The sequence below is a fragment of the Pseudoalteromonas sp. P1-7a genome, assembly GCF_001401855.1.
Classification (GTDB): Bacteria; Pseudomonadota; Gammaproteobacteria; order Enterobacterales; family Alteromonadaceae; genus Pseudoalteromonas.
On record NZ_LKDU01000034.1, the window covers coordinates 15,862 to 35,889 of the forward strand.

Below are 20,028 nucleotides of genomic sequence, written 5' to 3' on the forward strand. Positions count from 1 at the left end.
AAGCTAACCAACTAATTTAAGTACTTATTTAAGGTTCTGTGTAATGGATAAAACCTACAATCCGCAAGATATTGAACAGTCACTATACCAAGACTGGGAACAAAAAGGCTACTTTAAGCCATCTGGCCAAGGCGTACCGTATTCAATTATGATCCCGCCGCCAAATGTCACCGGTAGCTTGCACATGGGCCACGCCTTCCAAGATACAATAATGGATACCCTTACGCGTTTTAAGCGTATGCAAGGTAACAACACATTATGGCAAGTAGGTACTGACCACGCGGGTATTGCAACGCAAATGTTGGTTGAGCGTAAACTACACGCTGAAGAAGGTAAAACACGTCACGATTTAGGCCGCGAAGATTTTATTAATAAAATTTGGGAATGGAAAAACGAATCTGGCGGTACTATCACTAAACAGCTTCGTCGCCTTGGTGCATCGGTTGATTGGGACCGTGAACGCTTTACGATGGACGATGGCTTATCTGAAGCGGTTAAAGAAGTATTTGTTCGTCTGCACAAAGAAAACCTAATTTACCGTGGTAAGCGCCTAGTAAACTGGGATCCAAAACTACACACGGCTATCTCAGACCTTGAAGTTGAAAACAAAGAAAAACAAGGCCACATGTGGAACCTACGTTACCCACTAGCTGATGGCGTTAAAACACAAGACGGCAAAGACTACATTGTTGTAGCAACAACTCGTCCAGAAACCATGCTAGGTGATTCAGGTGTTGCAGTAAACCCAGACGACGAGCGCTACCAGGACCTAATCGGTAAAGAGATTTTACTGCCTATTGTAAATCGTCGTATCACTATTGTTGCAGATGAGCACGCTGATAAAGACAAAGGCACAGGTTGTGTAAAAATCACCCCTGCACACGACTTTAACGATAACGAAGTTGGCAAGCGTCACAAAATGCCAATGATCAATATTTTCGATAAAAACGCTGCCATTCTTACCCAAGGTGAAACATACACCTTTGACGGTAAAGAGCTTGAATTTGATGCACCAATTCCTGAGCGCTTACACGGTCTAGACCGTTTTGCTGCGCGTAAAGCGATTATCGCAGAATTTGAAGAACTTGGTTTACTTGAAAAAATCGAAGACCATGCGTTAACTGTACCTTACGGCGACCGCTCTGGTGTGGTTATTGAGCCACTACTTACTGACCAATGGTATGTACGTGTTGCGCCACTTGCAGAACCTGCTAAAGATGCAGTTAAAAACGGCGACATTCAGTTTGTGCCTAAACAGTACGAGAACATGTACTTCTCGTGGATGAACGACGTACAAGATTGGTGTATTTCACGTCAGCTTTGGTGGGGTCACCGTATCCCGGCTTGGTACGACAGCGAAGGCAACGTTTACGTTGGCCGCGATGAAGCAGAAGTTCGCCGTGAAAACAACATTGCCGATGATGTTGCGCTAAGCCAAGACGAAGATGTACTTGATACTTGGTTCTCATCTGCGCTGTGGACGTTCTCAACCCAAGGTTGGCCGGAGAACACAGATGATTTAAAAACCTTCCACCCGTCTGACGTGTTAGTAACGGGCTTTGATATTATTTTCTTCTGGGTTGCGCGTATGATCATGATGACGCTACACTTCATAAAAGACGAAAATGGGAAGCCGCAAGTACCGTTTAAAACAGTGTATGTAACGGGCCTTATACGTGACGACAACGGCGATAAAATGTCTAAGTCAAAAGGTAACGTACTTGACCCACTGGACATGATTGACGGCATTGAGCTTGAAGATTTAGTACAAAAACGTACTGGCAACATGATGCAGCCTAAACTTGCCGCTAAAATTGAAAAAGACACGCGCAAAGTATTTGCAAATGGTATTGAAGCACACGGTACCGATGCGCTTCGCTTTACCCTTGCGGCAATGGCATCAACCGGTCGTGATATTAACTGGGATATGAACCGTCTAGAAGGTTACCGTAACTTCTGTAATAAACTATGGAACGCAAGCCGTTACGTATTAATGAACACAGAAGAGCAAGATTGTGGCTTCAACGATGCTGAAAAAGAGTTTTCGTTAGCCGATCGTTGGATCTTAGGCCAATTTGAATCAACGGTTAAAACCTACACTGAGCACCTTGATAACTACCGCTTTGATTTAGCCGCTAACACGCTTTACGAATTCACTTGGAATCAGTTCTGTGATTGGTATTTAGAGCTCACTAAGCCGGTATTATTTAAAGGCAATGAAGCACAGCAACGCGGTACTCGTAACACGCTAATAACCGTGCTTGAAAGCTTACTGCGCTTAATGCACCCAATGATGCCATACATTACCGAAACTATTTGGCAGCGCGTTGCACCACTTGCAGGGCTTGAAACAGCAGGCACCAGCATCATGGTACAAGGCTTCCCTGTTTATAATGAGGCAAACGTTGATGCCCAAGCTATGGACGACTTAGAGTGGGTTAAACAGTTTATTTTAGCAATTCGTGTTATTCGTGGTGAGATGGACATTAGCCCAAGTAAGCCACTTAACGTGTTACTGGCTAACGCATCAAGCGATGATGTGCGCCGTATTAACGAGAACGAGTCATTTATTGCCTCGCTTGCTAAACTTGAATCGTTCACCCTGCTTGAAAACAAAGACGATGCACCCGCGTGTGCAACATCATATGTTGGCAACCTTGAAATTATGATCCCTATGGCGGGCTTAATTGACGTTGAAGCCGAGCTTGCTCGTATTAACAAGCAACTCGAAAAAGCAGAAAAAGGCCTAGCCCAAGTGCAAAACAAGCTGGCTAACGAAAAGTTTGTTAACAACGCACCTGAAGCCGTACTAGCAAAAGAAAATGCTAAATTAGCTGAGTTCACTGATGCTAAAACCAAGCTTCTTGAGCAAAAAACTAAAATAGAGAGCTTATAAACTTTCATAAAAATGCCTATTAACATCATTTAATAGGCATTAAAAAAGCCGCTCACTGTTAAAGTGAGCGGCTTTTTTTGTGCCCTGCGATTAACTACAAGGCATTTCTACATTAAAACTTGTAGTTGTACTGAGCGCCAATAACAACGGCATGGCCTTTTGACTCAAAGCCCCACTGGCTGCCTGAGTCATCAGTTTCAGTAAAGTTTTGTGTTTTACCGCGAACAACACTTACACCTAAATCGACATTTGATTGCTTATCGATTGCGTAGTTACCACCTACCGAGAACCAAAAACGGTCAGTATCTGGAATAGAGATAGAAAGGTGAGTTTGTGATACTGGCGACTCATCAAACGCTACACCTGCACGAAGAAGTAAGTCTTCGTTGTATTGGTAATCAGCACCGATAGAGTAACGGAATGCATCATCAAACTGCTCTTGCTTTTCAAATGCAACAAACTTGTCGCCAGTAGGCGCTGTTACTTGCGCTTCTAACGATTCAAAACTGCTCCAGCCTGTCCATAATACACTGTAGTGTAATCCAAGTTTTTCATCTAGCTGATGTGAACCAGAAAATTCAGCAATTGCTGGAAGTGTTAAATCTACCGAGCCAGGTAATTGTGCACCACCTGTGCCGCCTACTTGTACTGGTAGCTCATTTGAGAAATCACCTTCGAAGGTAATATCTGTTTCGCTACGATAGTTAAAACCAAAGCGGCTGTTTTCGTCTAATTGGTACATTAAGCCCACATTTAAGCCTAGGCCGGTGTCATCACCTTGAAGGTTTACTGCATCAGCACCAAAATCAATACCACTTGCATTAGCGCCTACTTTACGAATTACTGTTGCATCAGCATAAATGTAGTTTAAGCCAACACCAAAGCTAAATTGCTCTGTTACTTTGTATGCAACGCTTGCATTAAAGTTAACGGTCAAAATTTCTGTTTCACCAGCAATTTGGCCCGCTACGTAGTCATCGTTAAACTCTGTAGATAAACCAAAGTTAGAAAACGCACCAAAACCTACTGATACTTTATCGTTGTAAGGCATAGTAAAGTAAGCGGCTGGTACCACTGCGCTTGGCGCAATGCTGTCGTCATCTAACGCACTTGGGTCTATACCATTGTTAGTAGACTCACCTTCAATGCTTACATCTGGCACTACAGCAATAGCTGCAACACTCAATTGCTTATCTTTAAATAAAGTCATTAATGCGGGGTTACGAGCAACAACAGAGGCGTCGTCAGCGATAGATGCTTCACCGGCGTATGCACGGCCAAGGCCTGATGCGTTTTGCTCAGCTAACTGAAACGCAGCAGCAAATGTATCTGCAGATACTAACGCAAGCGAAGCTGCGATTAGAGTTTTAGAAAATTTCATTGTTGTGTCCTTAACCAAACAGGCGTTTGGGTATCTATGTGTTGTTATTAGGATTTTAAACTTGGCTACACTACCTTAATTTTTTATAAAAAACTGTAATAAAGCGACAAAAAACACCAAAAAACACGTTTTTTAACTACATTTTAACAACTATTTAAAACTCATCGGAGCAGAAATGTGTTATTAGAGCTTATACTCTAATTGTAATTAATTATCATTTAGATTGACTTGTAATTCCGTGCATTTTAAACTCGTTACAAAATCACAAAGGAAGCAAATAGGTGATCATATTACTTATTATTGCGGGGCTCATTTTTTGTGGCGCCAGTGTGTATTGTTTTTATAAAGCAAACTATTGTGCTTGCACACAGGCCGGCCAATGCGATAACCCCGTAAACCATTACTGGTTGGGGGCCATGCTAAATGCATTAGTGTCGTTAGCTTTTTGCTGTATTGCACTGCATGTAGAGCAAGGAACATTACTATGGCTTACGTTAATGGCGAGCTGTTTTTTAGGCGCTTACATTTCTGCCAAGCGCGAAAAACTTAAACGCTGTAAAAAAGCTAATTCAACAAATGCTCTTTTAACAAACGAGCCAAATTAATTTGATAATCATGGGGCTTAATGCTCGATACAATTTTTATACTTTGATCTGGCTCGCTTAAATCGAGATCTTTAGGGGTGACGTGATGGCCATGCTTTGCATTATAAAATAGTTTAACCTTTGGCTTTATTGGGTTTAGCTTATTACCTTCAAGTACCAAGGCTAAACGCTCATTGGTTAATTTGACTATAGTACCTACCGGATGTACACCTAAGCATTTTATAAAATGTTGAACAAGCTCTGCATCAAATAGCTCTTTATGCGCTAACAAATAACGTAATGCATTAATGGGTTCATCTCCCTCCTGATGAGGTCTGTCGGCTGTTAGCGCATCGTACACATCAACAATTGCCATAATGCGCGCTGGGCGACTAAGCTTTTCAGCTGTAATACCACGTGGATAGCCTGAGCCATCTAATCGTTCATGGTGGTTAACTATCATGTCGAGCATTAGAGGGGTAATGCCCTTTTCACCTTTGACCAGGCCTAAACCTTGGGCGACATGACGTTTAATAATATCCATTTCACTGCTAGTGAGCTTACTTGGTCTAGAAATAATCCCCTGCGGGAGTTTAGCCTGCCCTAAATCGTGAAGTAGCGCGCCCATAGCAAGCTGCTGTACGGCTTCTTCTTTGTACCCTAAATATTTAGCGAACACAGCGGTGAAAATAGCGCAGTTAACCATGTGGCGCCAATTGTAACTATGTTTGTCTTTTATGCGGGTTAAAATGGTCATTGCGCTAGTATTTCTAAATACCGAGCTGACTATATCGTTAGCCATTTCGTCAATTACCGTTAAATTAACCGTTAACCCTGTGGTTACATCACCATACAAAGCTTGCAGCTTGCGATTATGCTGCTCAAAGTTAATGCTGGCTTTAGCAAATTCTTGCTCAAGGTTAATTGCAGGTTTTACCGCTGGCGGCTTAGCTTTGCTGCTGGATGTAACAGGCTCTTTTACTACAGCAGCCTTGGGTCTGTACTTATCAGGTACGGCTGCATCGCCTTTAGTAAAGTCGATAAGCAGCTCTAAAACGCCTTCTGTTACTAAGCGCTTTATAATTGCTTGGTTTCGCACTAAACCACTGGTTTTTATTTTTATACTATTGAGCCCTTCCTGCTGTTTGGTAACACTGTCAACAAACATACCTGGGGTAAGCTCTGAAATGGGTAACGCGATGAGCATGGTAAAAGCGTTTTTTACAATTAAATATGCCTACTAAATAGCACTATTTAAGCATAAAAGTCTACTTTTTGAGTTGAGGATAATACTATATAACTATAAAGGACTACTAAATTTGATTAGGCGTAAACAGGAAAATGATAAAAAGCAAATGGCGCTCTTGCTAGGGATCGAACCTAGAACTTAGCCTCCGGAGGGCCACGTGATATCCATTTCACCACAAGAGCACATTTGTTGCTAAAACACTAACTCGCGATATCAATGCTTTAGCACTGGCAATAATAAAGAGATCTTTAAATAAATACCAGCATCATTAAGTTATATGCCTATAAATCAAACTGTTTTTGATAAAACACTTCACAACTTGCAAAAAACAAGCTATTTATTGGTATTCAATAAAAAATAGTAACCGTTTAGCAACATATTATGGATGCTTACGGATTATATAGAGGATGTAATTATGAGTTTAATGTCGACTGAGCAAGTGGCTGAGTTTTTAGGTGTAAAAACCGAGCGTGTAAAACGTCTTGCTCGAGAGAGCTTACTTATTGCCAAGTCTGAAGATGAAAACGGTGAGCCCCAATTTGATGCTGACGAAGTAGCGAAGTACAAAGAGCTTGCCGCGCGTTTTGGCGGGCTTTAATCTTTTATCTCGTTTAATAACTTATTTAGCTGCGCGCGTAATGTGCTTGCCTTATTATTTATGTCGCGCTGCTCATACCACCCTATACATAACACCAAAAACACCACTTTAAAGTAACGTAGCTTGTCATAAGCGCAATAAAACTCACTGGGTATTGCTTGCTGGGCGCTATATTGCTCAAGCAAAGTGTGCTCTGCGTGCGCATTTAGCTCTAAGCTAACCGCAAGTGCCGCTAAATCAAAATACACGTCGTTTGTTTGCGCATATTCAAAGTCAATCAAATACATGCCACTTGAATTTACTATTAGGTTATCTTTAACTAAATCGTTATGACAAAAGCCACTGTTGTAGGGCATGTCACTAATGGCGCTTAGCGTATCTTCAATTAAGCGGCTGTGCTGTTGATATATGTTGCTATTAGCGTAATACACAAGCTCTTTTGCAATATCCATTGGCTGTGTAGCTAGAGGGTAACTATGAACGCGTGCCAATTTTTCAACTAAGTCGATGCTGTAGCTATTAGTGGCAATATCGCCACAAATATAGCGAAATGCAGCTCGCCTGTTAGCCTTATCAAGCCAAATGGGTTTAGGGCAAACGTTATGCTGGCTAAGTGCAGTTTGGGCTTGTAGCCCTATTTTAGGCCAATGCGATTTGTAGCATTTTAATAAGTAGTTTTGCTGTGCGGTTTTTATTAGGTAATTGTCGTTACTTAAACCATTCACTAATTTAGTGGTTTGTAGCACGTGCTCAGGTGCCATAAACTCACTACATAACGCGGCAATATTTGGATTACGGTGCATGCGTTATAATTGCGCTAATGGCTTAGCTTGGCTTTGCTCGTACTCTTCGTACCAGGTTTTAAATCCCCACGCGGCCATAATAGTGTAAAAAATAAATAGCGCGAGCGTTGGGTAATAGCCTTTTTCGTAATACAAATACATAGAGGCCGCATCAATAACAATCCAATACAGCCAGTTTTCGAGTACTTTTTTAGCAACCAAATACGTGGTTACCACCGCAAAACAGGTTGTAAAGCTATCTAGGTAGGCAAAATCGGCGTGGGTGTAGTTTTGCATTACATAGCCAATAATAATGGCCGCTAAGCTCGTAGCGCCTATAAGAATGGCGTGGCGTTGTGTAGACCATGAGGTAATACTAATATTATCTGCTTTGCCTTTGCGCCATACCATCCAGCCAAATACAGCCATGTACATGTAATAAAAATTGAGTAGCGACTCCATAAGCAGCGCGCCATTCCAGTACATTATGGTGTAAATAAGCGTGCTAAAAAAAGCGGCTGGCCAGCACCATAGGCTCTCTTTTATTGCCAGTAATAAATAAGCAATAGACAACCCTACCGCAATATATTCCCAATGCGACATTGCTGTAAAACCACTTAAGGTTTGTGTTAAAAAATCCATGTGTGCGGTTACCGTTTTTAATACACGTTAAATAAAGGCGATTACTCTGGAGATAAATCGCCAGATAAAAACTTACAAACAAAAATAGCCTTACCAAACTCTTCGTACGAGCGTTTAATTTCGGTGTTTAGCACTTGCATTACTAAATCGTAATCGCCAAAAATTTGCGTAGAAAGCGTATTGGTGATCACTTTTAAGTTGTCGTATTCGTTTAAGCGGTCAATAAAACCTTTAATAAACGGGATGTAATCTTGATGAAGTGGGTATTTACTGATCTCTACTGATAATTTCATTTTAAACTCTACTTTCAATTATTTGATTTCAACAAATCGTTCAATGCCAGTTCAATACAGTGTAAAATTACACTCACACTCAATTAGCTGAGCTTATTATGGCACGCAGAATAACCTATACATTTAAAAACCAACCGCGCGAAATTAACTTCGCAAAAGACAAATACCACGACATGTATCAAGCTATTGCCGCTGCCGAAGGTATTGATTTAACTAACTACTTAAACATGGTACGCCAAATAGAAATGACCTCAAAAGGCTCTTCGGCTGTACGTAACTTTCGTGACCAAGAATTTGCCCGCATGGGCTTTAGTGATATTTACTTTATTAAAGAATAAATATCACTTGTTAACTATCGCTGATACTCATAACTTACGCGCGGTGTAATATTACACAGTAATTCGTAAGGGATAGTATCGGCGCAGTGGGCGATTTCTTCAACCGGAAGCTCCGGCCCCCACATTGTAACGCTGTCGCCTACTTTAACATTGTGCTCGTTTTCGCCTATATCAATGCTTATCATATCCATAGACACACTGCCTACAATACCGTAACGCTGTCCTGCAATCATAACCGGTGTGCCTTCTTTGGCATGACGAGGATAGCCATCGCCATAACCCATAGCCACAACGGCTAATTGGGTTGGTTTGTCACTTTGCCAACGGCCTCCGTACCCTACTCGCTCATGTGCAGCAACATCACGCACTGCAATCACCTTTGTAGTTAAACGCATAACCGGCTTTAAATTGTGCTGCTGCCCTATGCAGTCTGCCATTGGCGACACCCCATAAAGCATAAGTCCTGGGCGTATCCAATCACCGTGCCCTGCTGGCCAAGCTATAATACCGGCCGAGTTTGATAAACAATGCGCTTGCTCTATCCCCTTTACAAGCGAATCAAATAAGCTAATTTGCTGCGCCGTTTTCGTATTATCCGTATCATCGGCACACGAAAAATGGGTCATCAAATTAATGGTGCTTTTAGCATTGGGTGTGCGCTGCAAGCGACTATAAAATTCTTCAAACTGCTCAGGTGCTATACCTAAACGGTGCATACCAGTATTTACTTTTAGCCAGCATGTTATTGGCGCATCAAGCTTGGCGTTTTCAAGTGCTGCTAATTGGTTTTCATCATGAATAATGGTTTGAAAATTATTCGCGAGTAAAATAGGCAAGTCGGCTTTATTAAAAAAACCCTCAAGCAGTACTATTGGCTTTGTTAAACCACCGGCGCGCAGTGCAAGGGCTTCATCAATTCGAGCAACAGCAAAAGCATCAGCACTATTTAAGTGCTGAGCAATTTTTACTAAGCCATGCCCATACGCATTGGCTTTTAATACCGCCATTATTTTGCTATTTGGCGCAAAATGTTTTACCTGCGATAAGTTATGCGCAAGGGCGGTTAAGTTAATTTCGGCTGTGGCTAGGCGCATTAGTATTCATCATCAACTGCTGGCCCCGCGTAATTATCAAAGCGAGAAAATTGACCCTGGAAGGTTAAACGCACTTTACCAATGGGGCCATTACGCTGTTTACCTATGATAATTTCGGCGATGCCTTTTTCTGTACTGTCTTCGTTGTATACCTCATCACGGTATATAAACATGATTAAATCGGCATCTTGCTCTATCGACCCCGACTCACGTAAATCTGAGTTGATTGGGCGCTTATCGGCACGTTGCTCTAGGGTACGGTTTAGCTGCGAAAGCGCTATAACCGGGCACTGTAATTCTTTTGCGAGCGCTTTTAATGAACGCGATATTTCGGCAATCTCTAAAGTACGGTTATCTGATAGGCTAGGTACGCGCATTAACTGTAGGTAATCGACCATGATCATACTAATACCACCGTGGTCGCGCGCTATACGTCTTGCACGTGAACGCACATCGGTAGGTGTTAATCCTGATGCATCATCAACATACATTTTGCCTTTTTCCATCAACAACCCCATGGTTGATGAAAGGCGCGCCCAGTCGTCATCATCTAACTGGCCGGTACGTACCTTGGTTTGGTTAATACGACCAAGCGATGCAAGCATCCTCATCATAATTTGTTCTGAGGGCATCTCTAGTGAGTAAATAAGCACAGGCTTGTCTTGCGTCATTGCGGCGTGCTCTGCAAGGTTCATTGCAAAGGTGGTTTTACCCATTGAAGGACGTGCTGCAACAATAATTAAGTCAGAAGGTTGCATACCTGCTGTCATTTTATCTAAATCAGCATACCCGGTGCTTACACCGGTTACACCGTCTTGCGGCGACTGGTATAGCTCTTCGATTTTATCGACGGTTTTTTCAAGAATATTATGAATGCTTTGCGGGCCTTCTGTACTTTTTGTACGTTGCTCAGCAATTTTAAATACTTTACTCTCGGCAAAGTCTAATAAGTCGTGGCTGGTGCGCCCTTCTGGGCTAAAACCGGCTTCGGCTATTTCGTTCGCTACACCAATCATTTCGCGCACTACCGCGCGCTCACGCACAATATTAGCGTACGCATCAATATTGGCAGCACTTGGGGTGTTTTTAGCTATTTCTGCCAAATACGCAAAACCACCAATACCTGCCAGTTGGTTATTTTCTTCAAGGCTTTCTGAAATTGTGATTAAATCTATCGGATCGCCCACTTCAGCAAGTGCGGTCATGGCTTCAAAAATAAGCTTATGGGTGCGGGTATAAAAGTCCTGCGCAACAACCAGCTCTGCTACGCGGTCAAACGCTTGGTTATCAAGCATTAAGCCACCTAAAACAGATTGTTCAGCTTCTATTGAATGGGGAGGAACTTTAAGGGTATCGACTTGCTTATCTGGTTTGGCCATAACTTCACAGTACTAAAATTGAATGGCTCTATTCTATCGACTTGGCGGGGCTGTGCAAATAGCAAAGCAGGAAATCTTTTCCTGCTTTTTGTAATCATCAACACTAATTAGCGTTATTTAGTACGCAGCTCAATGCGCCCGCTTATGGTATCCATTTCAACACTTGCGCTGCCACCATTAGCACTAAACTCTAAATCGCTTGCAGGGCCATATTTAGCCTTAATTACTTTATCGCTGGTAATTTTATTAATAATTTTACCATTGGCGTGCGCTTTAATCTCAAACTGAGCCGACACGCTTTGCGGAAAGTAAAAATCCGCATCGCCACTTACCGACTCATAGCGTACATCAGCCCCTTTTAGCAGCTCACTGATGTGTATTTCAGCTTCGCCGTTTACAGTATTGATACGTAAGCTTTTAATGCTTGATAATGTAAAATCGATATCGCCATTTACGTTTTCTAATCGCACATTGTTTGCTGTTGTGCTTGATTTAATATCACCATTTACGGCGCTAAAGCGCAACTCTCCGCTTGATTGCTTATCGTTTATTTCACCGTTTACGGTTTCAAATTGAATATTACCGCTTAAGTTTTGTGCGTTTACATCGCCATTTACGGTGCTTAATTTAACAATGCCGCTAATGTCATTTACCGTAATTTCACCGTTAACAACATCAACCTCAGCGCCTTTTTCAAGGGTTTGTGCAGTCACCGACACATTTACGCCAGCAAACTCTAAATGACTGTTTTTTGGCATAAATACCGTTAGGTTAGAGCCATCGCCATTATTACCCCACCCCAAATTACGTGGCATTTTTACTATAAATTCGGTTTTATCGCCTGTCGTTTTAAGCTCAAACCCTTCGGCCTTGTCATCAAGCTCGCCGGAGACTTTAAACTCGTTTTTATCCCAGCCAGTTATGTTTACATCGCCGCGTTGGTTTTCAATAAAAATAGTGCCGCCATTTGGCACCTCTATTTGCTTATCTATTTTTTCGCCCGCTAAAACGCTCAGTGGTAATAGACTTAGCCCAAGTAAAATTGCTTTCATGTTATTCCCCTATATTTGCTGCCAACGCGGTGCATGCACCTTGTTAATTAAGTCGAGTTGTTGCTGGTAAACTTGCGCCAACATGGTCAGTAACGCCTGATTTTGTGGCTCGTTTTCAAGTGCTTGTTTAATTGCTTGCTCTGCTTCTTCAAGCTCTTGTAACTGTGCTTGCCAGTTATTGGTAAGCGCATCCTGGTTTTTGTACTGTACTAATAAACTTTGCTTTTGTGCTTTAAAGTAATCACTCATAGCAACCACTTGGCTTGGCTCGTTGTTGCTCATAAATATATTGATTGCTAATAACGCCGCGGCGCTGCACGCAGCAATAGCGCTTAATTTAGGCCACAATGGCGCTTTAGCAGCACGTGGCTTAGCTGTAACGAGGGCATGCTCAATGCCCTGCCAAAGTGCTTTATTGGGCGCTATGTCTTTATTTAAGTTATTTAAAGACTCGTTTAAGTAGTCATCAAAATTTTGTTTACTCATGTTCGTACCACTCTTGTAATAACTGCCTTGCGCGATGATATTGTGACTTGCTCGACCCTACAGCCATACCCAGTTGCTTGGCTATTTCTTCGTGACGGTAACCTTCAATGGCATATAAAACAAACACCATGCGGGCACGCTCAGGTAAACGAACTATTAATTTATCGAGTCCGTTTAACCCTTTACAGCTTTGGGCGCTTTGCTCATCCATACCGCTTTGCTCTATGCTCACTACTTTGTTTAACCAGCTTTTGTGCTTACGCACATAACTAATGGCAATGTTGCTCGCTACGCTATATAACCAAGTAGAAAATTGTGAGCGTCCATCAAACTGCGCTATTTTATGCCACACCTGCACAAATACTTCTTGAGCGGCATCTTCAGCGTGCGCTTCATCAGCTAATAAGCGCAAACATAAACCGTAAACACGCTTTATATGCAGCTCATACAATGCTTTATAAGCATTTTGATCCCCCGCTTTAACACGCTCAATGAGTGCAAGGTTGCATAGGGGCGTGTGCTCGGGTTTTGTGTGTAACATCCGTGATGTCGCCTTTTAATTATTTTTATTTAAAAACGTGTATTAATGAGTGTATTGATTACTAAGACGCAAAGACAGACAAGAAAGGTTTAAACTAATAATAAAAATAGTTTAATAATTTTATAAAGAGGGATTAGATGGGTATTAAAGAGGAATGTTAGATACAAAAAAGCCGCGCTAAAAGCACGGCTTTTTGGGCTTAATTAAAAATTAAGCTTCAGCAATAACGATTACTTTAATAGTAGCTGTTACGTCTGAGTGTACTGCGATTGCAACGTCGAATTCGCCAGTTTCACGGATAGTACCGTGAGGTAAACGAACTTCTGATTTAGCAACTTCAACACCAACAGCTGAGATAGCGTCAGCGATGTCACGAGTACCGATTGAACCGAATAGCTTACCTTCGTCACCAGCTTTAGATACTAAAGTAACTTCTGCTAATGCTTCTAGTTTGTCAGCGCGTGCTTGTGCTGCAGTTAACTGTTCAGCGATTTTCGCTTCTAAGTCTGCGCGACGAGCATCAAACGTTTCAATGTTTGCTTTAGTTGCAGGAACTGCCTTACCTTGCGGGAAAAGGAAGTTACGTGCGAAGCCAGATTTAACAACAACCTGGTCACCTAGGCCACCTAGGTTAGCGATCTTATCTAGTAGAATAACTTGCATGTTTCTACACCTTTTAAAAACTGTTAATCCGCTGCTTACTTATGTAAGTCAGTGTATGGAAGAAGGGCTAAGTAGCGAGCACGCTTAATAGCAGTTGCTAGCTGGCGCTGGTATTTAGCGCTAGTACCTGTAATACGGCTAGGTACGATTTTGCCACTTTCTGTAACATAGTTTCTAAGAGTAGCTAGATCTTTGTAATCGATTTGTTGTACGCCTTCCGCTTTAAAGCGGCAGAACTTACGACGTCTGAAATAACGTGCCATGAGATTAATTCCTCAAATAATTCTTTCTATATGCTGAGCATGCAAAACCAATTGGCTAAGGCCGTTACGACCTTCGTGGCGATTTAAAAAACCACTCACTTGCAATGCCTGCCCAACGTGCAAATGTTGAGTCTGTTGTTGCATTTGCTTACCACTGGCAACAACCTGAAGCCTAACGTAACTATTACGGTTAAGATCTGCCTCGGTTTGCATCGATTTATGTTCTACAACAAAAATACAATGCGGTATGCCTGCAGGGCTTTGGCTAAACTTGGGTGTTTTACAAACAACCCCCGATATAACCAGCTGATTCATATATGGGCTAACCATTACACTAACTGCTGACTACGTGCCATGCTAGGACTCAAAACAATTAAGCAGCTGGTGCTTCTTTCTTCTCTTCTCTTGCAAGAGGAGACGCTTCAGTTACTGCATTTTTAGTACGCATAACTAAGTTACGAAGCACTGCATCGTTGTAGCGGAAAGTAGTTTCTAGCTCGCTGATTACTTCAGTAGGTGCTTCAACGTTCATAAGAACATAATGAGCTTTGTGAAGCTTGTTGATTGGGTAAGCCAGTTGACGACGGCCCCAGTCTTCAAGACGGTGGATAGTACCACCCGCTTCAGTGATAGAACCAGTATAACGTTCGATCATACCAGATACTTGCTCACTCTGATCAGGGTGAACCATGAATACGATTTCGTAATGACGCATGGATATTCCTTACGGTTAATAGAGCCTTCTACCGTTTCGGCCGGTCGGTTTAAGGCAAGGAATTAATAGTGTAAAAGCCGAAATGAGCGCGCATTTTACGCTTAGATGGATAATTAAGCAAGCAGGTTTTTTAGGCTTTTATAAGAGCAGCTATCAGGATGATATTAATATGTATCCGCTTTATATCAACAAGCAGAATTACGATAAGTGCATTGGGTTTGTATGTAGATGCAAAGCTTGCTCGCGTGAAAAGCGCAGCTTTTAATCTATTTAAAGCCGCTTAAAAACAAAAAACCGATGTTTAAACTAAACATCGGTTTTTCTCTGACTGAAAGCTGACAGCTAAAAACTGACTACTTTACTTTCTCGTTGGGTTTCGCTTCGCTCTTGCCAACCTACTTATTTACCAATCGCTTCTTTGGCGAACAGGTGTTTTATTGGCCCCAGATTATCAACGAGTGACAGCCCTACTCCGCGAATCAGTTTTTTAACCGGGTTTGCACCTTCAAATAACTCTTTGAGCCCTTGCATCATGGCTATGTGCTTTTGCGCGTCGAGCTTGCGGGTACGCTCGTAATCGCGAAGTGTACGGGTACTCGCAAACTCTTTACTATCACTTGTCAGTAGCTCAATTAAATACGCGGCGTCTTTTAGGCCTAGGTTCATACCCAGTCCTGCCAAAGGGTGAATGGTGTGTGCTGCATCGCCTATTAGCACCACTTTGCCGTTAACCCATTGCTGGGCGTAGCGCATTTTAAGTGGAAATGCTGCGCGTTTACTTTGCACTTCGCACAGTCCGCATTGGCCATCGATGGCTGCCATTACGGCTTTATTAAAAGTAGTATCGTCCATTGCGAGCAATTCATCGCAGTGATTAGGGCTGGTAGACCACACTATAGAATGGGTGTTGGCATCGCTTAGTGGTAAAAATGCCAGAGGCCCTGTTGGTAAAAACACTTGGCGAGCGGTGTTTGCATGTGGCTCTTTGGTTTTAACCGTAGCAACGAGTGCATGGTGGTCGTAATCTTTAAAGCTTAGCGCCATATTAAATTGCTTACGAATAGCCGAATTTGCGCCATCGGCTGCCACCAGCAGTTTAGCAATAATAGGCTCACCACTTTTAAGGGTTATAAATACGTCGGACTCACTTTGGTGTATTTGTTGATACTGCGTATCAAACATGAGTGTGGCACTTGCTTGTTGCGCGAGCTCTTTTATAAGTGCAAAACGAATAATATCGTTTTCTACTATGTGACCTAAGTGATCAATCTCAAGTTGCTCATTATTAAAGGTTATTTTACCAAAACTGTCGGCGTCGCGTACGTCCATATGCGTATATGCACACGCTCGCTCTGCCATTATGTGTGGCCACACGTTTAATTGCTCAAACAAAGTTTGGCTTGCTATGCTCAACGCACTTACGCGTAATCCGTACTCATCACTTGGCGGTAATTGCTCTGGCGCGGCATCTAACACCACAACACTTACATTGGCTTTAGCGAGTCCTAACGCGAGGGTTAACCCTACGCAGCCGCCACCCACTATACAAACCTGTGCTTGCTTCATAAACGTGTACCTTGTTTAACTTGCCCCATTAGCTGCTTTGCCAACGGTGCTTTTAATGCAGGAAATAAATCCATTGAGAAAAGCCCAATGCTGCGCCCAAATGCTAAAACCCGTGACGAGTTTGAAAAAAGCCTTACCAGTGCATCGGTTAATGTCATTACCGTTTTTATATCGCTACTACGCTTTAGTGAATACTCACGTGTAAACGCATAACCGCCTAACTCGTTTTTACTTGTTGCGATTAAATGACTAAGTACCTGCACATCACGCAGGCCTAAATTAAAGCCCTGCCCTGCAATGGGGTGAATAGCATGCGCAGCGTTACCAATAACTACCGTGCGATGCGCCGTTAATGATTCTGCTTGGCCATAAACAAGCGGGTAGCTTGTACGTGTGCCCACTTTTGTAAATTGCCCTGCTCGGTAACCAAATGCACGTTGTAACGTATTTAAAAAATCGCTTTCGTTTAAGGCTGTATGCAGCTCAACTTGCGGCTTTGCCATGCACCATACTAATGAATAACGGTTATTGCTCATCGGTAAAAGTGCCATAGGGCCGTGCTCGGTAAAGCGCTCATAGGCATGGTTGTTATGCCCACCTGCAACTTCAACATTGGCAATAATAGCGTCTTGCTCATAAGGCTGAGTATTAAAACGTAAACCAAGTAATTTTCGGGTTGGTGATTGCGCGCCGTCGGCAATAACAAGTAGCTTAGCGTTTAATTTTTCACCGCTTTGCAAGCTTAATTCATTATTGTTTAAGCCTTGCTTAATACTGTTTACGCTATCGGGGCAATAAAGTGTAATACTCGCTTGTGTTAAACGCTGATACAGTGCACGGCCAAACGGGTTTACTTCAACTACATAACCTAATGAAGGTTTAGCAAATTCGTCGCAATGTATATGTGCTTTACCAAAGTGACCACGATCCGACACGCTTACTTTTTTTATTGCTGCTGTGTATGGCGCACTTGGCTCAAATAAATTTAACTGCTGTAAATATTCAACCGATTGCTGTGCAAGAGCAATACTTCTGTCATCAAAACTTGGGTGGTAATCGCCCGATACTTGGTTTGCCTCTACCACCGCAATAGTCAGTGAAGGATTTGTTTTAGCAATGCTTAGCGCACAACTTGCCCCTGCAAGCCCGCCCCCAATAACAACGACATCAAACTGCTTAGCCACTTTACTCTCCAAGCTTATGCGCTTTTAGCGCTTTGCATTAGCGCTTCTATATCGTTTATGGTTTTAGGCACGCTTTGTGTGAGGTTTTCGTGCCCTGATTCGGTGATCAAAAGGTTATCTTCAATACGAATACCAATGCCTTTATATTGCTGCGGTGCGTTTGAATCTTCACTTATATAAAGCCCAGGCTCTATGGTTAAAACCATGCCTGGCTCAAATGCGCGCTCAACGTTATTTTGTTTGTAATCGCCCACATCGTGAACATCAAGGCCTAACCAGTGCCCAAGCCCGTGCATGTAATATTCTTTGCAAGCACCTTTTGCCATTAGCTCATCAAAGTTGCCAGTTAAAATACCTAAATCGAGTAACCCTTGGGTCATTACTTCCATGGCTCGTTTATTGGCGTGCGACATAAAACCACCGGGTTTAACTTCTTCAAAAGCCACTTCTTGCGCTTTAAGTACAATGTTATAAAGTGCGGCTTGCGCCTCGCTAAATTTGCCATTAACCGGAAAAGTACGTGTAATATCGGCGGCGTAGCCTTGTAGCTCACAACCAGAGTCAATCAATACTAAATCGCCCGCTTTTAACACATCACTATTTTGCGTGTAATGCAAAATATTAGCGTTATCGCCACTACCCACAATGGTGCCGTACGCTGGGTGTCGGGCACCGTGCATTGCATAATGATGATGCAGCTCAGCCTCTAACTGAAATTCAGTAGCGCCGGGGTGTGAATAGCGCATTGCGCGCATATGTCCGCGGGCACTTAGCTCGCAGCCTTCGCGCATAATGTTTACCTCGCTGGGCGATTTAAACAAACGCATTTCATGAATTAGGCCGCGTATTTCTTTAATGGTACTTGGTGCTTTGAGGCCTTTTCGCGCACCACTTCTAAGCGTGCTTAACAAGGTAAATACTTTGGTATCAAAGCGTGGGTAAGCGCCTTGTGCATAAAATAAAATCTGCTGACCGTTAACCAAATCTAATAATTGTTCAGTTAGCTCACTTAATGCGTAAGTTTCGTCGAATAAGTACTCAGTTTTAGCTTTTTCGAAGCCAATTCTGCGGCCATGCCAAATTTCGGCTTGTTTGTCTTTATCAAGGCAAAATAGCGTACTAGGTGTGTCGCTGTTATTACACAGCACTAAAACAGCATCGGGTTCGTTAAAACCGGTTAAGTAAAAAAAGTCACTGTCTTGCCTAAAGGCATATTCAGTATCGCGACTACGCGTTACTTCACTGGCCGCAGGTATAATAGCCACACTGTTTGCGTCCATTTGTGAAAGTAAGCGCTCACGGCGTGCTTTAAATTCTGACTTTTGTATTTCAACCATGCTTTAACAACCCGTTATACTTTAAATTAATGTAGTGTTTTTTTAGGTGCTTTTTCTTTACCTAGCTCGGCAAAACAAAGCAATGCCGATACACGCACATATTCAATCACTTCATGAAGGGCTTGGCTGTCTTCTTCGGTTTCGTCAAACATGGTATCTAGACGTGTAATTTCGCTAAAATCGCTAATCACTTCTTTTACATCCGCCGATAACTTACCGTAATCTTTTTGTTTTAAACCAAATCCAAGCATAAACCCTGCAACCCATGATACGAGGCCATTGGCTTGATCGATGAGAGTTTCATCATCACTTGGTAAAAATAAATCAAACGCAAAAGCTTCATCGTTAAAGCTAGCAACGACTTGCTTATAAATGGTGCCAAAAAATTGTTTTAAGTCGTTGCTAAACGCTTGGCCATCATTAAATACATCACTTAATAGACCTAAGTATTCTTTATCATCAATACTTAAACCACAGGCCAGTAGTCCGCTAATTACACCATGCGCTTCTGCCGGTGAGACAAAAATTTCGTTTTTTTCCAAAAGCAGCTGGGCTTTTTGGTAATCTGGTAAGTCGCTCATGTTTATATCTTCGCTTTGCAAGTTATGGCAATGCTACCACTCGATAAAAAGCAACTCCAATTAATTGTATGATCCCGCTCAAAAAGTAGTACGATAAGTAAATAGCGCGTTACCAGCGGGCAAAAACTGCTCGAACGATTGAATTTTTTTCGTTTGGGGTTTAAGGAATGGATTATGTCTTATATACTGAACTTGTTCCCTGGGGTGTCGGAGTTTGGTTAAGTCCCTGAGCCGATAAATTTTATACCAGGATTTCTGTTCGTCTACTATTGTGCAAGCTCGGCATGTACCGAGAAGCCTACGGTAGACCGCAGCTTTCCGCCCTGAAACCTTCTGGTTTCAGGACTGACGCCGGACACCACACGCTTGGGGAACATCTTCTTATTTTTATACTCCCTCTTATT

Annotated in this window: 22 protein-coding genes, 1 tRNA gene and 1 other RNA gene; 5 read left to right on the top strand and 19 right to left on the bottom strand. The window is 42.4% G+C overall.

What is annotated here, in order from left to right; all coding sequences use genetic code 11:
• Window positions 1-43 precede the first annotated feature (43 nt).
• Window positions 44-2,896: a valine--tRNA ligase gene (locus AN389_RS16845; protein WP_055020304.1), complete on the top strand. Its 2,853-nt coding sequence runs from the start codon at window positions 44-46 to the stop codon at window positions 2,894-2,896.
• Window positions 2,897-3,008: 112 nt separating this feature from the next.
• Here the strand turns inward: AN389_RS16845 and AN389_RS16850 are convergent, their stop codons facing one another.
• Window positions 3,009-4,277, bottom strand: coding sequence for an outer membrane protein transport protein (locus tag AN389_RS16850; RefSeq protein WP_055020305.1), 1,269 nt, complete (start codon window positions 4,275-4,277; stop codon window positions 3,009-3,011).
• A 281-nt stretch (window positions 4,278-4,558) separates the two neighbouring features.
• Here AN389_RS16850 and AN389_RS16855 point away from each other — a divergent pair, with 281 nt between their 5' ends.
• A complete protein-coding gene (locus AN389_RS16855; protein ID WP_055015268.1) occupies window positions 4,559-4,882 on the top strand; it encodes a hypothetical protein in 324 nt (107 codons plus the stop codon).
• On the opposite strand, the gene AN389_RS16860 is transcribed toward AN389_RS16855, so the two are convergent.
• Together AN389_RS16860 and AN389_RS16865 are read right to left on the bottom strand one after the other, a co-directional pair.
• Window positions 4,842-6,068, bottom strand: a complete 1,227-nt coding sequence (locus tag AN389_RS16860; RefSeq protein ID WP_055020306.1) for an HD domain-containing phosphohydrolase — start codon at window positions 6,066-6,068, stop codon at window positions 4,842-4,844. The genes AN389_RS16855 and AN389_RS16860 overlap by 41 nt on opposite strands.
• Window positions 6,069-6,217: 149 nt before the next feature.
• A tRNA-Arg gene (locus AN389_RS16865) sits at window positions 6,218-6,292 on the bottom strand.
• A 233-nt stretch (window positions 6,293-6,525) separates the two neighbouring features.
• Between AN389_RS16865 and AN389_RS16870 the strand changes: the two genes are divergently transcribed.
• On the top strand, window positions 6,526-6,708 hold the full coding sequence (locus AN389_RS16870; protein ID WP_055015266.1) for a hypothetical protein: 183 nt from the start codon (window positions 6,526-6,528) through the stop codon (window positions 6,706-6,708).
• Here AN389_RS16870 and AN389_RS16875 read toward each other — a convergent pair.
• Genes AN389_RS16875 through AN389_RS16885 form a run of 3 tightly spaced genes read right to left on the bottom strand, consistent with a single transcriptional unit; the run spans window position 6,705 to window position 8,425 of the window.
• Window positions 6,705-7,511 carry a phosphotransferase gene (locus tag AN389_RS16875; RefSeq protein WP_055020307.1) on the bottom strand — a complete coding sequence of 269 codons (807 nt, stop codon included), beginning with the start codon at window positions 7,509-7,511 and terminating at the stop codon, window positions 6,705-6,707. The two genes, AN389_RS16870 and AN389_RS16875, sit on opposite strands and share 4 nt — an antisense overlap.
• A gap of 3 nt (window positions 7,512-7,514) precedes the next feature.
• A complete protein-coding gene (gene pnuC / locus AN389_RS16880; protein WP_004588465.1) occupies window positions 7,515-8,132 on the bottom strand; it encodes a nicotinamide riboside transporter PnuC in 618 nt (205 codons plus the stop codon).
• A gap of 41 nt (window positions 8,133-8,173) precedes the next feature.
• Window positions 8,174-8,425, bottom strand: coding sequence for a hypothetical protein (locus AN389_RS16885; protein WP_004588464.1), 252 nt, complete (start codon window positions 8,423-8,425; stop codon window positions 8,174-8,176).
• Window positions 8,426-8,523: 98 nt separating this feature from the next.
• Between AN389_RS16885 and AN389_RS16890 the strand changes: the two genes are divergently transcribed.
• Window positions 8,524-8,763 (top strand): DUF2960 domain-containing protein, encoded by a 240-nt coding sequence (locus AN389_RS16890; protein ID WP_004588463.1) that lies wholly within the window; start codon window positions 8,524-8,526, stop codon window positions 8,761-8,763.
• Between the two features lie 14 nt (window positions 8,764-8,777).
• Here AN389_RS16890 and alr read toward each other — a convergent pair whose 3' ends face one another.
• From alr to AN389_RS16960, 13 genes are all read right to left on the bottom strand, one after another.
• The gene (gene alr / locus AN389_RS16895; RefSeq protein WP_055020308.1) at window positions 8,778-9,857 is read right to left on the bottom strand and encodes an alanine racemase; all 1,080 of its coding nucleotides are present in this window, start codon (window positions 9,855-9,857) and stop codon (window positions 8,778-8,780) included.
• Window positions 9,857-11,236: a replicative DNA helicase gene (dnaB, locus tag AN389_RS16900; RefSeq protein WP_055020309.1), complete on the bottom strand. Its 1,380-nt coding sequence runs from the start codon at window positions 11,234-11,236 to the stop codon at window positions 9,857-9,859. The genes alr and dnaB overlap by 1 nt, the downstream gene beginning before the upstream one ends.
• A gap of 113 nt (window positions 11,237-11,349) precedes the next feature.
• Complete coding sequence (locus tag AN389_RS16905) at window positions 11,350-12,288, bottom strand: DUF4097 family beta strand repeat-containing protein (RefSeq protein WP_055018741.1); 939 nt, start codon at window positions 12,286-12,288, stop codon at window positions 11,350-11,352.
• A 9-nt stretch (window positions 12,289-12,297) separates the two neighbouring features.
• Window positions 12,298-12,774 (bottom strand): hypothetical protein, encoded by a 477-nt coding sequence (locus AN389_RS16910; protein ID WP_055018740.1) that lies wholly within the window; start codon window positions 12,772-12,774, stop codon window positions 12,298-12,300.
• Window positions 12,767-13,315, bottom strand: a complete 549-nt coding sequence (locus AN389_RS16915; protein ID WP_055020310.1) for an RNA polymerase sigma factor — start codon at window positions 13,313-13,315, stop codon at window positions 12,767-12,769. Before AN389_RS16915 ends, AN389_RS16910 begins: the two co-directional genes overlap by 8 nt.
• A 210-nt stretch (window positions 13,316-13,525) precedes the next feature.
• Window positions 13,526-13,978: a 50S ribosomal protein L9 gene (rplI, locus tag AN389_RS16920; RefSeq protein WP_004588457.1), complete on the bottom strand. Its 453-nt coding sequence runs from the start codon at window positions 13,976-13,978 to the stop codon at window positions 13,526-13,528.
• Window positions 13,979-14,013: 35 nt separating this feature from the next.
• The gene (gene rpsR, locus AN389_RS16925; RefSeq protein WP_002962753.1) at window positions 14,014-14,241 is read right to left on the bottom strand and encodes a 30S ribosomal protein S18; all 228 of its coding nucleotides are present in this window, start codon (window positions 14,239-14,241) and stop codon (window positions 14,014-14,016) included.
• A 12-nt stretch (window positions 14,242-14,253) separates the two neighbouring features.
• Window positions 14,254-14,571 carry a primosomal replication protein N gene (priB, locus tag AN389_RS16930; protein WP_004588456.1) on the bottom strand — a complete coding sequence of 106 codons (318 nt, stop codon included), beginning with the start codon at window positions 14,569-14,571 and terminating at the stop codon, window positions 14,254-14,256.
• A 43-nt stretch (window positions 14,572-14,614) separates the two neighbouring features.
• On the bottom strand, window positions 14,615-14,956 hold the full coding sequence (gene rpsF, locus AN389_RS16935) for a 30S ribosomal protein S6 (RefSeq protein ID WP_004588455.1): 342 nt from the start codon (window positions 14,954-14,956) through the stop codon (window positions 14,615-14,617).
• 399 nt (window positions 14,957-15,355) lie between these two features.
• The gene (locus AN389_RS16945; RefSeq protein ID WP_055020312.1) at window positions 15,356-16,522 is read right to left on the bottom strand and encodes an FAD-dependent monooxygenase; all 1,167 of its coding nucleotides are present in this window, start codon (window positions 16,520-16,522) and stop codon (window positions 15,356-15,358) included.
• Window positions 16,519-17,706 carry a 2-octaprenyl-6-methoxyphenyl hydroxylase gene (ubiH, locus tag AN389_RS16950; RefSeq protein ID WP_055020316.1) on the bottom strand — a complete coding sequence of 396 codons (1,188 nt, stop codon included), beginning with the start codon at window positions 17,704-17,706 and terminating at the stop codon, window positions 16,519-16,521. The genes AN389_RS16945 and ubiH overlap by 4 nt, the downstream gene beginning before the upstream one ends.
• A gap of 14 nt (window positions 17,707-17,720) precedes the next feature.
• A complete protein-coding gene (gene pepP / locus AN389_RS16955) occupies window positions 17,721-19,043 on the bottom strand; it encodes a Xaa-Pro aminopeptidase (RefSeq protein ID WP_055020313.1) in 1,323 nt (440 codons plus the stop codon).
• Between the two features lie 26 nt (window positions 19,044-19,069).
• Window positions 19,070-19,624 (bottom strand): UPF0149 family protein, encoded by a 555-nt coding sequence (locus tag AN389_RS16960; RefSeq protein ID WP_004589599.1) that lies wholly within the window; start codon window positions 19,622-19,624, stop codon window positions 19,070-19,072.
• Window positions 19,625-19,817: 193 nt separating this feature from the next.
• Between AN389_RS16960 and ssrS the strand changes: the two genes are divergently transcribed.
• A non-coding RNA gene (ssrS, locus tag AN389_RS20220) (6S RNA) lies at window positions 19,818-20,001 on the top strand.
• The last annotated feature ends 27 nt before the right edge of the window (window positions 20,002-20,028 follow it).